Origin of the sequence: Mesorhizobium sp. B263B2A, assembly GCF_020165775.1 — a bacterium.
In the GTDB taxonomy this organism is placed as follows: domain Bacteria; phylum Pseudomonadota; class Alphaproteobacteria; order Rhizobiales; family Rhizobiaceae; genus Mesorhizobium; species Mesorhizobium opportunistum.
In genome coordinates, this window is record NZ_JAIUIU010000024.1 from 55,822 (window position 1) to 70,399 (window position 14,578).

Sequence of the window (14,578 nt, forward strand, 5' to 3'; positions counted from 1 at the left end):
GCAGACATTCAGAACGCAGCTATCGCCTTGGCGATTGCCGCGAAAGGCAAGACCAGGGATAGCGGCGCGTCATCTAGACGGACCGCACCGTAACCCTCATACCAGTGTGCTGCCTGGTCACTTTTGGCATCGATAAGCAAGGCAACGCCGCCGACTTCCTCCGCGACTGCCATACAGCGCTTCCCGGCGGCGAGCAGCAGACCGCCGCCGAGGCCGCGGCCTTGGATCGTACGATCCACTGCGAGCCGACCTAACCGGTAGACCGGCACGTCATAGCGGCCAAGGCCGCGTCTGGCGATTGCCGGGGTCCGGGCAAAGTCGATCGAAGCCGGGCTTAAAGAATAGAACCCGAGGATGTACGAAGGATCTTTCGCCGTCACGGCAACGAAAGTTTTCGCGCCACCGCTTTCATGGCTTTGACGCGCGAAGCGCTGCAAATAGGTGTTGAGGTCCGCGTCGCCGCAGTCGAAGGCTGCACGGTTATGTTGTTTACCGATCGGCACTTGTTGCCAGGTGATGGAACTCACGCGAGAGTCTGACCGGCCTTGGCGGCGCGGATAAGACGGTTGGTCGGGGAGGGCGGGTTTTCAAGCAGGTCGAGGATGCGCAGGCTGTCCCGTTCCGACAGAGCAAGATGCTCGGCGCGTTCGATCGCGGCCTGGGCGTCACGCAGTGCGGAGCGCGTAACAAACTCGGTCAGGCCGACATTTGACAAGGCAGCCGCACGTGCGATCACTGCTTTGGCTTCGGGCGCAATCCGGAAATCTATTCGACCGTTGTCACTGACGTTGCGAGGCATGAGTATCTCCTTTGCCCTCGATTATACGGTACGGATTGAATCCGTACAATATAGATCCTGTCGCATTAACCCCAAGGGCATATGAAGAGCGCTTCGGGTCAATCTATTACCGAACGACCAGCACCGGGATTTCGGTGTAGGACAGCACTTCCGCCGTCTGGCTGCCGAGAAGCAGCCGGCCCAGTCCGCGGCGGCCATGCGAGGCCATCACGATCAGGTCGCAGCCCAGCGCCTGCGACAGTTCCAGTATCGCTTCGGCGGGCCTTTTGTCCTCGACATGGACGACCTCGGCGGAGACGCCGGCCGCATCGGCCGATGCCTTGCACTTGTCGAGAACCTGCCTGCCATATTTGCGCGCTTCCTCCTGGTAGGCGGCCAGTTCATCGCCCGCGGCATAACCGGCCATGGCGCCGCCCCAGGCGAAGATCGGGAATTGTTCCGAAACGGTGACGAAGGTGACGCTGGCGCCGATGCCCTTGGCGAGCGTGAGGCCATGGGCGACACCCTTGTCGGCCAGTTCCGATCCGTCGGTGGCGATGAGCAGATGTTTGTACATGATGATCTGACCTGTTTGTGCAAGGGCCGTTACCCTTGGGATGGCGGGAGCCTTGGAGGCTCACCTTGATATAGTTGCGCCACCGGGCAACTCACAGGGCCAGCGTCACGTGGATCAAGGACAGCCGAGATTGGACCAATCGTCGATCCCGGTGCCGTCTCCCGTTGCCCTGCCAGGCATTTCCCCGCATGCACGCTTTCGCCGTTCCCCGAGTTCCCCTTTGCCACAGCGTCCTCTAAGGTGCCGGCGACATTGAGGGGCATCCCATGAGCAGCGCGTTTCCGCAGATCCATCTGGTCCGGCATGGCGAGACGGCGTGGAGCCTTTCAGGGCAGCACACCGGCCGCACCGACATGCCGCTGACGCCGGCCGGCGAGGCCGCCGCGCGGGGCGTGGCGGAGCGGCTGAAAGGCCTGTCGTTCTCGGCGGTGTGGTCGAGCCCGTCGCAGCGTGCCTACAACACCAGCGTGCTTGCCGGCTTTGGCGCAGAGAGTGTCAGAAACGACGATCTGCAGGAGTGGGACTATGGCGCCTATGAGGGGCGCACCACCAGGGAGATCCTGGCCGAGCGGCCCGGCTGGACCGTCTTTCGCGACGGCTGCCCGCAAGGCGAGACGGCGGCCGATGTCGGCGCCCGCGCCGACAGGATCATCAGACAGCTTCGCGAAGCTGGCGGCTCGATCCTGATCTTTTCCAGCGCGCATTTCCTGCGCGTGCTCGCCGCCCGCTGGCTCGGCCTGCCGCCGGAGGGTGGCGCGCTGCTCGTGCTCGACACGGCCAGCATCAGCGTGCTCGGCTACGAGCATGATCTCAGCGAGCCGGTTATTCGGAAGTGGAATCAGAGGTAGAGCGGAGAACGATCCCGGCTCGGCGCGGACGCGCCGTCGCTTCGTCATCCACGGGCGGAGCAAGGAGCGGAGCGACGCGGCGCAGACCCGAGGATCCATGCCGCGACTTCAAAGCGTTGCTACGATGAAGAACTCTACTCCGTTGCACTCCAAGGCTAAGGTCGCGGCATGGATCCTCGGGTCTCCGCGCCGCCGCTTTCGCGGCTGCTCCGCCCGTGGATGACGAACGCGCGGAGGCTTCGGCGATTCCCAAACTCTAGCCTATCCCTAACGCTTCTACCTATCGAACTTCCGGATCGCCTCGGCGGTGACCGGCGTGAAGAAATTCACCAGATTGCCGTCGGGGTCGCGAAACAGCAGCGAGCGGTTGCCCCAGGGCATGGTGGTCGGCCCCTGCACCATCGTGCGCTTGATGGTGTCCGACAGCCTGGCGAATTCGGCATCGACGTCGCCGACGCGGAACTCGAGGATGGCGGTGTGGTTGTCCGCGGGACGGGCGATGTCGCCGCCGAACAGCATCAAGGTGCGCGTGCTGCCGATCGCCAGCGTGCAGGCCGGCGTCGCCAGTTCGGCGAAGTCTTCCGTGTACACCGTCACCGGCATGCCGGTGATCTCACCGTAGAAGCGCACGAGGCGCTGGACATCGGACGTGATGATGCGGACAGAGACGAAATTCATGGCTTGGCTCCTTGATCGCTGAAGCCGCGGCCGGCTCCCAAGCGATCTGTAGACCAGGCCTCCTGCCAGCTTTCTGTCAGGAGAGGAGCGCGCGATCGCTATGCGTTCGATCCAGGCCAGACCGGCGGCAGGCCGAAGGCGGCGAACAGGTCGGGGCCAAGCGGGCCGACATAGACCGTCAGCGATGCGATCCCGCCATCGGCCGGCTCGATGATATGCAGCGACTGGGCGCGCCATTCCGGCTCCTGATGGCGCCGCGCGTAGATCACAACCGCGGGCTGGCCGTTGGCCCTTGTCGCCACCGGGAGGTAGCCGGCGAAATTGCCCCACACCGTGTCGAAGAAACCACGGATCGCGGGGCGTCCGTGGTACCAGTCCAGCCATGGCGGCATATGGTAGGTGGCGTCCTCGCGCAGCAGCGCGATGAAGCTGTCGAGATTGGCGGCCCGCCAGGCGCTGATATAACGTTCGAGCAGCAAGCCCTCTTCGGGGTTGGGCTGCGATCGCTGCAAGGGACGCCCGGCGGGATAATGCCGCGCCAGCGTCGCGCGCGCTCGCTGCAGGGCGCTGTTGATCGAGGCGGTCGAGCCGCCCAGCAACTGCGCGGTCTCGGCCGCCGACCAGCCGAGCACGTCGCACAGCAGAAGCGATGCGCGTTGCCTTGGCGGCAGCAGCTGGATGGCGGCGACGAAGGCGAGCCGGATGGCTTCGCTTGTCTCGTAGCGCGCCTCCGGGCCGGGCTCGCCGTCCACAAGGTCGGGCAGCTCGACGTCGGGGTAGGGCTCCAGCCAAGAAAGCTCGGCGGCTGGCCCGGCAGCGGCGCGGCCTTCGGTCGGCGGCCGGTCGGGCTGCTCGAGAATTCGATGCCTCGTGACCCGCGTCTTGATCGAGTTGAGGCAGGCGTTGGTCGCGATCGTATAGAGCCAGCCGCGCGGCGAGCCGCGCCCGTCGAATTGAGCGCGGCCGCGCCATGCGTTGAGGAACGTCTCCTGGACGAGGTCGTCGGCCTCGTGCAGCGAGCCCATCATCCGGTAGCAATGCAGCTTCAGCTCGCGGCGGTGGACCATCGTCAGATGCTCGAAGGCCGGCCGATCGAGGACCGGCCGGGCGGATGGTTCAGAAACGCCGGGAGCGTCTGTCATGTCGAGCCTGCGGTGCGGAATTCGGCCATGCTGATTTCGGTTGGCATCCTGCGCGTCTCATGCCGCGTCAGCAAGGCCGCTGCCGCTCACCGTGAAGGCAGTGCCTTGCCGCTTGCCGCCGGCGAGCGCGACCACGGCGCGTCCGACGTCGGCCGGTGTCTGCATATCGCTCAGGCTGGCCAGGAAATCCGCCGGGCTGATGCCGAGATAGGCCGAGATGCTGGATATTCCGCGCTCGCCGACGCCGGTGCCAGCCATGATGCGCATCGGCGCCAGCGCCATGAAGCGCAGGCCAAGACCGAGCCGATCCGCTTCCTTCTGGCTGTGCGCGGCCAGGAACATCTGCATGCACTTGGCGCCGGAATAGCCGCCCGAGTTCGGCGGGCCGCCGCTGAATGCCGCGCCGCTGGAGATCAGCACGACGCGGCTGCCCGGCTTCAGCCCGCCGCGCAACGCTGCCCTGCAGAACAGGAACGAAGCCTTGACGTCCGTCTCCCAATTCGCTGAGAAGTCACTCCAGCTCTGGTCCTGGATGGGTGCCGACGCAGCGAAGGCACCGGCCGAGATCACCAGCACGTCCGGCTGCATGGCGGCGAACACCGCGTCGGGCGCGGTGTCCTGCGTGGCGTCGGTCGCTAGCGTCTTGACGCCCGACGCTTCCCAGGAGAGTTCCTTCAGGGCCGCTGTCCCGCGGGCGACGGCAAGCACCATCGCTCCCTCGCCGAGAGCAGCTTCCACGATCGAGCGGCCGACACCCCTGCTGCCTCCGACCACGACGACATTTTGACCTTTCAACGATCCCATGGATCACCTCGCTTCTTCCGGCCCGGAGGATTCCGGCGCCTATGGGTGAAGACAGCGCAGGAGGGCGGAAATCATCGGTGGGGACGAAATTTTTTCTGAGAATCCGGTACGCGCCGTCGAGTTCTATGGCGCCCCCCTCTGTCCTGCCGGACATCTCCCCCACGAGGGGGGAGATTGATGTCATCGGGGCCTTCGCTAATCTTCGACGTTGCAGGAGGAGAGCCGGCGATCGAGTTGCCGATCTCCCCCCCAAAGTTGGGGGAGATGTCCGGCAGGACAGAGGGGGCGCCACAGGACGTTACCTCCGGCCCGTTCGCTCACCCACCCAGCAACGCCAACTCCTCCGCCGTCAAATGCCGCGCGATCCCCTTGGCAAGGTCGCCCAAGCGCAAGCCGCCGATGGCGATGCGGATGAGGCGCTTGACCTCGATGCCGTGGGCGGCGAGCAGGCGGCGGATGTGGCGGTTGCGGCCTTCGTCGAGCACGACCTCCAGCCAGGCGGTGCGGCCGCCGCTGCGCAGAAGGTCGATCGAATTGGCGGTCAGGCTCTCGCCGTCGACGGTGGCACCGGCACGCAACGTCTCCAGCATCGCCGCGTCGGGCACCGTGGCGACCTGCACGTGATAGGTCTTGGGTAGATGCGAGGCCGGGTCCATCAGCCGGTTGGCGAAGCGCGTGTCGTTGGTCATCAACAGCAGCCCCTCGCTCGCCTTGTCGAGGCGTCCGACCGGCGAGACGAAGGGCAGGTCGAGCCCTTCCAGGCAAGCATAGACGGTGTCGCGCTGTTGCGGGTCGTCACGGGTGGTGACCAAGCCGCGCGGCTTGTTGAGCATGACGTAGACCTTATGCTCGGCGATCACCTTTTCACCGTCCACGACGATGCTATCGCGATACAGATCAACGCGCAGAGCCGGATCGCGCACCACCTTGCCGCCGACGCGCACGCGGCCCTCCGTGATCAGCACCTCGGCCTGCGTGCGCGAGCACAGGCCGAGTTTTGAAAGCGCGCGGTTGAGGCTGACGCCCAACGATTTACCGGTGGGCGGTTTGGGCAGCTTGCCCGGGCTGGCGGGCTGTGGTGGTCGTCGTGAAGCCATGCTGGAGTGGATCGTCCGTTGTGCCGGACAGATGCCACGGGCAGCGGCGGCTTCGCAAGGTGGCGCGGGTCGAACCGCCTCAGGCGGCTGCCTTCTCGCCGGCGATGCCGTTCAGCACCTCGATTGCGTCGGCCGGCAGCTTCAACTCGGCCGCCGCCAGGTTTTCCCGGAGATGGCCGACCGATGAGGTGCCGGGGATGAGCAGGATGTTGGGCGCGCGGCGCAGCAGCCAGGCGAGCGCCACTTGCATCGGGGTTGCGCCGAGTTTCCTGGCGACATTGGCGAGCGTGTCCGACTGCAGCGGCGTGAAGCCGCCGAGCGGGAAGAACGGCACATAGGCGATGCCGACGGCAGCAAGCTCGTCGATCAGCGTGTCATCCTCGCGATGCGCGATGTTGTACTGGTTCTGCACGCAGACGATGTCGACCATGCTGCGTCCCTGCGCGATCTGGGCCGATGTGACGTTGCTCATGCCGATATGGCGTATCAAGCCTTGACGCTGCAGTTCGGCGAGTGTGTTCAGCTGTGACTCGAGCGACCCTTCCGCCGGTCCGTGAATGCCATGCATGGAGCGCAGGTTCACGACGTCGAGAATTTCCAGCCCGAGATTACGCAGATTGTCGTGCACGGCCTGCGTCAGCTCCTGCGGTGACATTGCGGGGATCCACGATGCATCGGCGCCGCGCCGGGCACTGACCTTGGTGACGATGGTGAGGTTGGCCGGGTAGGGGTGCAGCGCCTCGCGAATGATCTGGTTGGTGACGTGCGGGCCGTAGAAATCCGATGTGTCGATATGGTCGACGCCGCTGGCGATCGCCTCGCGCAGCACGGCGACTGCCGCGTCGCGGTCCTTCGGCGGGCCGAAGACGCCGGGTCCGGCCAGTTGCATGGCGCCATAGCCGAGGCGCTTCACGGTGCGGTCGCCGAGCTTGAAGGTTCCGGCCTTGCTGATGTCGGTCATGGTCTCATCTCCTTTGGATCGGCCCAATGTAGACAGAGCGCACCTGCACGATAATATGGTGCAATCGGCACAGCCTGTACGGAGAAGCGAACAATGGCGACGGATCTGGGTGATCTCCAGGCGTTCATGGCGGTGGCGCGCGCCGGCGGTTTTCGTGAGGCGGCGAGGGTTGGCGGCGTCAGCGCTTCCAGCCTTTCCGAGACGGTGCGGCGGCTGGAGACCGGGCTTGGCGTCCGGCTCCTCAATCGCACCACGCGCAGCGTCGCCCCCACCGAGGCCGGCGCGCGCCTGCTGGAGCGGCTAGGCCCGGCGCTGGGCGAAGTCGAGGCGGCGCTCGACGTGGTCAACGGATTTCGCGGCCGCCCGGCCGGCACGCTGCGGCTCAACGTGCCGGTCGTCGCGGCGAAACTGGTGCTGCCGCGCCTGTTGCCGCCTTTCCTTGCGGCCTATCCCGACATCCGCATGGAAGTGACCGCCGAGGACAGTTTCGTCGACATACTGGCCAGCGGCTGCGATGCCGGCGTTCGCTATGACGAGCGGCTGGAGCAGGACATGATCGCCGTGCCGATCGGCCCGCGCCGGCAGCGCTTCGCCACCGGCGCCGCTTCGGCCTATCTCGACCGGCGCGGCCGGCCCGGCCATCCGCGCGACCTGCTCGCCCACGCCTGCCTGCGCGGCCGCTTCGCCAGCGGCCTGACGCCGCCCTGGGAGTTCGAACGCGACGGCGAGGTGGTGAGCGTCGAACCGACCGGCCCGCTTTTGGTCAGCACCGGCACGGCAATGGCCCTTGCGCTCGAGGTGGCGGTCGCCGGCGGCGGCATCGTCTCGCTGTTCGAGGACTGGCTGCGCCCCTATTTCGACGATGGCCGGCTGGAGCCTGTGCTGGAGCCCTGGTGGCAGGAATTTTCCGGCCCGTTCCTCTACTATCCCGGCCGCCGCCTGACGCCGGCGCCGCTGCGGGCGTTCATCGATTTTGTCGGAACGATGCGGTGGGGGTGATCTGGGGACGATGTCTTGCTCCCTTCGACCAATGCCCACCGTAACACTTTGTTGTCATTGAGGGCCTATCGAAGAGGCGGTACGGCGAAAGCCTGGTGACAGGAAAGGCGCGCAATGGGTTCGCCCTGGTCCGAATTGCTGGCCAATCTCGCGGTCGTTGCGATGTTCGTTTCGGTCTGGATCCACACGCATGTGTGGCTGGACCGCAGGCCGGGGGCGGCGAAGGCCGCGGCTTTCGGCCTCTTGATGGGCACTGGCGCCATCATCCTGATGCTGACTCCCATGCAGTTGCAGCCGGGCATCCTGGTCGATCTCAGGGCGACGATGATTGCCGTTGCCGGCTTTTTCGGCGGTCCTATAGCCGGCATCGTCGCCGGCGTCATGGCCGGTGCGTTCCGGACCTTCGAGGGCGGCATCGGCGCCTTTGCCGGCGCGGTGGGGATCGCGGCCACCATGCTGATCGGCGTTGCCGGCAACCTTGCCCTGAAGGGGCGTTCGCCCGGCATGGCCGATATCATGATCCTGGGTGCGGCGGCCGCGTGCGGATCGCTGCTTGGCCTCAGCATGCTGCCGCAGTCCGTAATACAGGCGGTCCTGCCGAAGGTGATTTTCCCCTCGACCCTTCTCATCTTCGTCTCGGTGGGGTTGTCGGGGCTTACGCTCTACCAGGAGCGGCGTCGCATCGAAGCGCTGCAATCCCGGCGCATCTTCAAGGCCGTGGTCGAGACACTGCCCGATTGCCTCAATGTGAAGGATCTCGACGGACGGTTCATCGTTGCCAATCCGGCAACGGCCGAACTGATGCATGCGGCGGACGCCAAGGCGCTGATCGGCAGGACCGATTTCGACTTCTACCCACGCGAGACGGCGCAGGGATTCCGCGAAGACGAGCTTGCCGTGCTGGCCGCTGGCGTCTCGTCCACGATCGAACAGCGCCTTCACCATGAGGACGGCACCGATGGCTGGCTGGCGACCTTGAAAGCGCCGTTTCGCGACAAGGCCGGAGCGATCGTCGGCCTGATCACGCACAACCGCGACATCACCGCGCGCAAGCAGCTCGAGAACGAACTGGCGGCGAGCCAGGCGAGGCTCGGAGACGCCCTGACGCACATGGCCGATGGCCTGGTGATGTTCGATCCGGATGGCAGGCTGCTGCTTTGCAACGCCCGCTACCGCTCCATGTTTCCGAAGACGGCCGACATACGGGTGCCCGGCGCCGACTACCGCGATATATTGCGCGCCTCGGCGGCGCGCGGCGAGGCGATCACGCCGCCGGACGCGGTCGAGGACTGGGTCGCCGCCATCATGGCCTCGCAGAAGCTCGACAGCCACCGCCAGATCCGGCTCGCCGACGGGCGCTGGCTCGATGTGCGGACCCGGCCGACCGGCGATGGCGGAAGCCTCAGCGTGTTTTCAGACATCACCGAGGCCAAGCAGGTCGAAGCCGCATTGCTGTCGGCCAACGAGAAGCTGAACCTGCTGGCGCATCGCGACGGCCTGACCGAACTCATGACGCGGCGCGCCTTCGACGAGGCGCTGGCGCGCGAGTTCGCGCGCTGCAGGCGCAACGCGACGCCGCTCAGCCTGCTTCTCGTCGACGTCGACTGGTTCAAGCGGTTCAACGACCATTACGGTCATCCGGCCGGTGATGATTGCCTGCGCGCCGTCAGCCGCTGCATCGAGGCGGCGGCGCGGCGGCCGGCCGACGCGGCGGCCCGCTACGGTGGCGAGGAGTTCGCGCTCATCCTGCCCGAGACCGACGCGCGGGGCGCCTTCGTCATCGCCGAGACCCTCAGGACCAAGGTGCGCGATCTCGGGCTGGCGCATGCCGGCAGCGAAAAGGGCATCGTTACCGTCAGCATCGGGGTCGGCACCTTCGACGCGGGCAGTGCTTCAATCGAGATCGCCGATCTTGTCAGGCGCGCCGACGAGGCGCTCTATGGCGCCAAGGCTGCGGGACGGGACCGGGTGCATGGCTGGCGCCCGCATCTCAGCCAGCCACGCTCGACCGGTTCCCAGCGCAAAGCGTGAGCCTTCCGCTGCGTCATCGCGGCGGGGGATCGCCCAGCTTTTGCCCCGGGAGGCGCCTCGCCAGGTCGCGGATGCGGTCGGCGACCTTGCTGTCGATCGGGTTGTAGACGGTCAGGCTCAGATCCGGCCGGCCGTCGACCGCGAACCCCGAATATTCCAGTTCAATGTCGCCGAGTACCGGGTGCTTCAGGCGCTTTGTCCCGTCGCCATGGCTGAGCACGTCGTTTTCCCGCCATAGGGCGGCAAACTCCGGGCTGGTGCTGCAAAGTTCGTCGACGAGGTCGCGCACCTCGGACACCGCGCCGGCGCGTGCCGCATCGGCCCGGAACGATCCGACCACGAAACGGGCGAGGTTTTCCCAGTCGTGCTGCTTTTCGCGGATGGCGGAGCTGCGGAACATGAAGCGCAGGATGTTGCGCTGGCCGGCGGGCAGGGCGCCGTAATCGGTCAGCACGATCTGCGCGGCGCGGTTCCAGGCAACGACGTCCCAGGTGGCGGTCTTGATCAGGGCCGGGCTTGCGTCGAGCGTGTCGATGAGGCGCTGCAGGCGCGGGCTGACGCCCTCGACGCCGATATAGCGGACCTCGGGCGGGCGCCCCAGCCCGAGCATGAAAAGATGTTCGCGCTCGGCTTCGGTCAGCATCAGCCCCTTGGCGATGCGGTTCAGCACGTCGGCCGAAGGCGCGCCGCCGCGGCCCTGTTCCAGCCATGTATACCAGGTCGGGCTGATGTTGGCGCGCTGGGCGACTTCTTCGCGGCGCAGCCCAGGCGTGCGCCGGCGCCCGGAAAATCCGAACGATGCCGGGTCGAGCCGGGTGCGCCGGTCTTTCAGGAAGGCTGCGAGCGTGCCGGCGGAATTGATGGGCATGGTCGATCCTGTTAGCAATTATAATAGGATAAAGTCACTACTTTAATGGAATAATAGACCGGCGATACTGCGCGGGCAACTGTGCAGGAGATTTTGCATGCGTATCTTTTTGACCGGCGCGACCGGCTTCATCGGTTCGGCGCTGGTTCCCGAACTCATCGGTGCGGGCCATCAGGTGGTCGGCGTCACCCGCTCCGACGCCGGTGCCGAGGCGCTGGCCGCCGCTGGCGCCGAAGTGCATCGCGGAACCCTCGAGGAGCCCGAGGGGCTGCGCGACGGCGCGGCGAAGGCGGACGCCGTGGTCCACACCGCGTTCGACCATGATTTCTCGCGGTTTGTCGAGAATTGCGAAAAGGACAGGCGCGTCATCGCAGCCCTCGGCGCCGCCCTTGCCGGATCCGACCGGCCGCTGGTGATCACCTCAGGTGTCGGCGTGGGCAGCCCAGGACATGGCCAACTGGCGGTCGAGGACGTCTTCAACCCGAGCCATCCCAATCCCCGCATCGCCTCCGAACTCGCCAGCAATGCCTTGCTGGAGGCCGGGATCAACGTGTCGGTGGTGCGCCTGCCGCAGGTCCACAACCCGATCAAGCAAGGTCTTATCTCGCCGCTCATCGAGATCGCGCGCCAGAAGGGCGTTTCGGCCTATGTCGGCGAGGGTCGCAATCGTTTCTCCGCCGGCCATCTGCTCGACGCCGCGCGCCTTTACCGGCTCGCCGTCGAAAAGCGCCAGCCCGGCGCACGCTATCACGCGGTCGGCGAGGAAGGTGTCGAGGTGCGTGCGATCGCCGAGGCGCTTGGCCGGGGCCTCAACCTGCCGGTCGTTTCGATCGCGCCGGAAAAGGCGGCGGAGCATTTCGGTTGGATGGCGAGGTTCGCCCCCATGGACCTGCCGGCCTCCAGCGCGCTCACCCAGGCACGGCTCGGCTGGCACCCGACCGGCCCGACGCTGATCGCCGATCTCGACGCGATGCAATACTGAGGAAGCGGCTTCAGCCAGGCCTGACGGCGTAGCGCAGGTGGACGAGCCCGTGTACCAGCGCTTCGCAGCTTGTGAGCGACAATTGCATCCTGCCCGCCAGGCCGCCTTCGCCGAACTCGACAAACCCCTGGTTTGCCGCCCGCCCGTCGATGGCAGGAGCAACGAGCAGGCTGAGCTCATCGACAAGCCCGGCCGCGAAGAAGGAACCGTTGATGCCGGCGCCGCCTTCCAGCAATAGCCGGCGGATGCCGAGTTCGCGGCCGAGAACCTCGAGCATGGCGGCAAGATCGATGTCGGGCGTTTCCGACACGATGTAGGACACGCCATCGGCGGCGAGTTCGGCGAGATGGCTGTCGGCGACGTCGCGCCCGAGCAGCACCACGACATGGTCGCCGCCGATGTCGGGTTTGGCAAAGTGCAGCTTGCCGGTAGCATCGAGCGCCACGGCATAGGTAGCCGCATGGCCCTGCGCGAAATGACGGGGCCGGTCGACCTTGCCGGCATTGGCCGGCGGGTGCGCGGCGGCCTTGCTCATCTCGGCCATCGTGATGCGGCCGACGATCCAGGCGTCGCCCGCCATGTCGTTGTGGATGTGCTCGTAGAGGCTCGACCACTCGGCCCGGGTGCCATCGGGGCTGGTGGTGTAGCGGCTCGGATGGAGGCCGCCGTCGAGCGACGCGAGCATATGGCAGATGATTTGCGGCTTCATGCGGTTCTCCAGGGATGGACTTTAAACGTTCAGACCTTGTTGTTGTGCATGTCGTTCCCCCAAACGCCGTCGTTTTGGGAATGCATCAGGCCGTTTCAAGCTCCATCACCTTTTCAGCCGCCTTTGCGAGAAACCCGGATCGAGTATAGCCGTGGGCTTCGGCAAAGGCATCGATCCGTTGCAGAACGTCGTCCGGCAGCGTCACGTTGATACGCACTGTTTTCCTGGCCTCGGTCTTCACCGCGACCAGGATTGCAACACCGTCACGGTTATCAGCGTCCGCCATCACAGCCTCCAAACTGGAAGGCTCCGGAATGGCATCGCCATCCTCGACCAACCCTTCGATATGCAGGGCCAGCGCCTCTTCAGCCATGGATCGCGCGTCATCCAAATCCTTGCCGGCGGTGATCACGCCGGGGAAATCGGGGAAAGACACACCGAAGTCGCTGCCGGCATCCTTATGGATAAGTCCGATATACTGCTTCATGTCCGTCACCTCAGTTTCAGTCCAGATTGCTTTTCGATGCTGCGCAGAGTGCCTATCGGGATATCGCGCCTTGGGTGAGGCACGGTGACCCGTCCTGGCTTGCCGCGGTGTTTGAATTGCGCATGGCTGCCCTTTCGGGCAACCTTGGGCCAGCCATCAGCTTCCAGCAGTCGGATAATGTCGGCGCTATTCATGTGTATTTACACACATTCACGAACAAGCTTTCAACAGAAAATGGGAAAGCCGGCGAAGCCGAGAAGCCCATCAGCCTGGCGCAGCGTCTAGCCTTTCGGGCTGGACAGGACGTCCCATCCAAAATTCCGACAATTCCGATAATAGCTCAGCCAACTCTGTTATATCGATGTTGCACAAATGGTTGACCCTGGGTTAGCATCCCGATGCTGATGCCGATGGGAGGCAGTTTTTGCAACGGCGATCAGCTGGAGCGGCATGCGTTCTCGGGCGCAAGGAGGATGCTCCAACACTTTGAACCGACGCATGATCCTTCCTGAAACCGGCCCGGTTTCCGGGGCCGTGCGTTCTTGTGGAGGAGGATCAATCATGAACAGACGTGAATTCCTGCTGTCATCCGCGGCTTTCGGCGCCATGATGGTGGCGGCGCCCTCGGTGTTCGCCGAGGACAAGCTGACCATCCTCGGCTCGGTGCCCAGTCTCGGCTTTCCGTTCTTCGTGCACATGCTGAACGAGATCAAGGCGGAAGCCGCCACGCAAGGAGTCAACCTCACCGAGAGCGACGGCCAGAACTCGGCCACCAAGCAGACCGCCGACATCGAGGCGGCACTGGTGCAGAAGGTCAACGCCATCGTCATCTCGCCGCTTGACGTCAACGCGCTGGCGCCGGCCATCGAGGAGGCCGTCAAGGCCGGCGTTCCCGTGGTGACGATCGACCGACGCGTCGACGGCGTCGAGGGCATCCTCGCCCATGTCGGGGCCGACAACGTCAAGGGTGGCGAGGCGGAAGCCAGCGCCATGGTGGCGGCGTTCCCGAATGGCGCCAAGCTGTTCCATCTGCAGGGCCAGCCCGGTGCCGGCCCGGCGATCGACCGCAACAAGGGCGTGCACAACATTCTCGATCCGCTGAAGGACAAGTACCAGATCGTCTTCGAGCAGACCGCCAACTTCGCCCGCGCCGAAGCGCTGTCGGTGACGGAAGCCGGGCTCGCCGCCAACGGCAAGCCCGACGCCATCATCTGCGCCAATGACGACATGGCGCTCGGCGCGCTCGAGGCGTGCGCGGCGCGCAACTTCACCGACGTCAAGATCTACGGCTTCGACGCGCTTCCGGAAGCGTTGGTCGCGGTGCGCGACGGCAAGCTCGCCGGCACGGTCGAACAGTTCCCGGGCAAGCAATCGCGCACCGCCGTACAGATCGCGGTCGCCTACGCCAAGGACAAGACCGAGCCGAAGGAGAAGCTGGTGCTCTTGACGCCGATCGTCATAGGCAAGGACAATCTTGATAAGGCCGAGAGGCTGAACGAGACGAAGTAGGCTCTCAGGCTAGGGTAAGCCGGCGGGACAGCACCCCCCTCTGTCCTGCCGGACATCTCCCCCGCAAGGGGGGAGATCGGCAGTATTGATGTCCGCTTTCTCCTTGCG

At 65.4% G+C, this 14,578-nt stretch carries 17 protein-coding genes; 5 read left to right on the forward strand and 12 right to left on the reverse strand.

Translation table 11 applies throughout. The annotated features are described in order from the left end of the window. Positions 1–8: 8 nt before the first annotated feature. The 3 genes from LB568_RS27725 to LB568_RS27735 all read right to left on the reverse strand — a co-directional run bounded on the left by LB568_RS27725 (position 9) and on the right by LB568_RS27735 (position 1,355). Complete coding sequence (locus LB568_RS27725; protein WP_224731807.1) at positions 9–527, reverse strand: GNAT family N-acetyltransferase; 519 nt, start codon at positions 525–527, stop codon at positions 9–11. Next, positions 524–799 carry a DUF1778 domain-containing protein gene (locus LB568_RS27730; protein ID WP_023769459.1) on the reverse strand — a complete coding sequence of 92 codons (276 nt, stop codon included), beginning with the start codon at positions 797–799 and terminating at the stop codon, positions 524–526. The genes LB568_RS27725 and LB568_RS27730 overlap by 4 nt, the downstream gene beginning before the upstream one ends. Before the next feature lie 106 nt (positions 800–905). Further along, positions 906–1,355, reverse strand: coding sequence for a universal stress protein (locus LB568_RS27735; RefSeq protein WP_224731808.1), 450 nt, complete (start codon positions 1,353–1,355; stop codon positions 906–908). 266 nt (positions 1,356–1,621) lie between these two features. Between LB568_RS27735 and LB568_RS27740 the strand changes: the two genes are divergently transcribed. Continuing rightward, positions 1,622–2,203 carry a histidine phosphatase family protein gene (locus tag LB568_RS27740; protein ID WP_224731809.1) on the forward strand — a complete coding sequence of 194 codons (582 nt, stop codon included), beginning with the start codon at positions 1,622–1,624 and terminating at the stop codon, positions 2,201–2,203. A 276-nt stretch (positions 2,204–2,479) separates the two neighbouring features. Here LB568_RS27740 and LB568_RS27745 read toward each other — a convergent pair whose 3' ends face one another. The 5 genes from LB568_RS27745 to LB568_RS27765 form a co-directional block, all read right to left on the reverse strand. Beyond that, positions 2,480–2,881 (reverse strand): VOC family protein, encoded by a 402-nt coding sequence (locus LB568_RS27745; protein WP_224731810.1) that lies wholly within the window; start codon positions 2,879–2,881, stop codon positions 2,480–2,482. A gap of 98 nt (positions 2,882–2,979) precedes the next feature. Further along, positions 2,980–4,023, reverse strand: coding sequence for a sigma-70 family RNA polymerase sigma factor (locus LB568_RS27750; RefSeq protein WP_224731811.1), 1,044 nt, complete (start codon positions 4,021–4,023; stop codon positions 2,980–2,982). A 57-nt stretch (positions 4,024–4,080) separates the two neighbouring features. Next, positions 4,081–4,827, reverse strand: a complete 747-nt coding sequence (locus tag LB568_RS27755) for an SDR family NAD(P)-dependent oxidoreductase (protein ID WP_140574931.1) — start codon at positions 4,825–4,827, stop codon at positions 4,081–4,083. 317 nt (positions 4,828–5,144) lie between these two features. Continuing rightward, positions 5,145–5,924, reverse strand: coding sequence for a pseudouridine synthase (locus LB568_RS27760; protein ID WP_224731812.1), 780 nt, complete (start codon positions 5,922–5,924; stop codon positions 5,145–5,147). 79 nt (positions 5,925–6,003) lie between these two features. Further along, positions 6,004–6,885, reverse strand: coding sequence for an aldo/keto reductase family oxidoreductase (locus LB568_RS27765; RefSeq protein ID WP_224731813.1), 882 nt, complete (start codon positions 6,883–6,885; stop codon positions 6,004–6,006). A gap of 93 nt (positions 6,886–6,978) precedes the next feature. Between LB568_RS27765 and LB568_RS27770 the strand changes: the two genes are divergently transcribed. Then, positions 6,979–7,884 carry a LysR family transcriptional regulator gene (locus LB568_RS27770; RefSeq protein WP_224731814.1) on the forward strand — a complete coding sequence of 302 codons (906 nt, stop codon included), beginning with the start codon at positions 6,979–6,981 and terminating at the stop codon, positions 7,882–7,884. 114 nt (positions 7,885–7,998) lie between these two features. Continuing rightward, positions 7,999–9,915 carry a diguanylate cyclase gene (locus LB568_RS27775; protein WP_224731815.1) on the forward strand — a complete coding sequence of 639 codons (1,917 nt, stop codon included), beginning with the start codon at positions 7,999–8,001 and terminating at the stop codon, positions 9,913–9,915. A 13-nt stretch (positions 9,916–9,928) separates the two neighbouring features. Here LB568_RS27775 and LB568_RS27780 read toward each other — a convergent pair whose 3' ends face one another. Next, on the reverse strand, positions 9,929–10,783 hold the full coding sequence (locus tag LB568_RS27780; protein WP_224731816.1) for a helix-turn-helix transcriptional regulator: 855 nt from the start codon (positions 10,781–10,783) through the stop codon (positions 9,929–9,931). Between the two features lie 97 nt (positions 10,784–10,880). Here LB568_RS27780 and LB568_RS27785 point away from each other — a divergent pair, with 97 nt between their 5' ends. Next, positions 10,881–11,765 carry an SDR family oxidoreductase gene (locus LB568_RS27785; protein ID WP_224731817.1) on the forward strand — a complete coding sequence of 295 codons (885 nt, stop codon included), beginning with the start codon at positions 10,881–10,883 and terminating at the stop codon, positions 11,763–11,765. A 10-nt stretch (positions 11,766–11,775) separates the two neighbouring features. Here LB568_RS27785 and LB568_RS27790 read toward each other — a convergent pair whose 3' ends face one another. From LB568_RS27790 to LB568_RS27800, 3 genes are all read right to left on the reverse strand, one after another. Continuing rightward, the gene (locus LB568_RS27790) at positions 11,776–12,474 is read right to left on the reverse strand and encodes a RibD family protein (RefSeq protein ID WP_224731818.1); all 699 of its coding nucleotides are present in this window, start codon (positions 12,472–12,474) and stop codon (positions 11,776–11,778) included. An 85-nt stretch (positions 12,475–12,559) separates the two neighbouring features. Continuing rightward, positions 12,560–12,961: a type II toxin-antitoxin system HicB family antitoxin gene (locus LB568_RS27795; protein WP_224731819.1), complete on the reverse strand. Its 402-nt coding sequence runs from the start codon at positions 12,959–12,961 to the stop codon at positions 12,560–12,562. 5 nt (positions 12,962–12,966) lie between these two features. Next, positions 12,967–13,155 carry a type II toxin-antitoxin system HicA family toxin gene (locus tag LB568_RS27800; protein WP_224731820.1) on the reverse strand — a complete coding sequence of 63 codons (189 nt, stop codon included), beginning with the start codon at positions 13,153–13,155 and terminating at the stop codon, positions 12,967–12,969. Positions 13,156–13,522: 367 nt separating this feature from the next. Between LB568_RS27800 and LB568_RS27805 the strand changes: the two genes are divergently transcribed. Beyond that, on the forward strand, positions 13,523–14,470 hold the full coding sequence (locus tag LB568_RS27805) for a substrate-binding domain-containing protein (RefSeq protein WP_013894281.1): 948 nt from the start codon (positions 13,523–13,525) through the stop codon (positions 14,468–14,470). Positions 14,471–14,578: the final 108 nt, after the last annotated feature.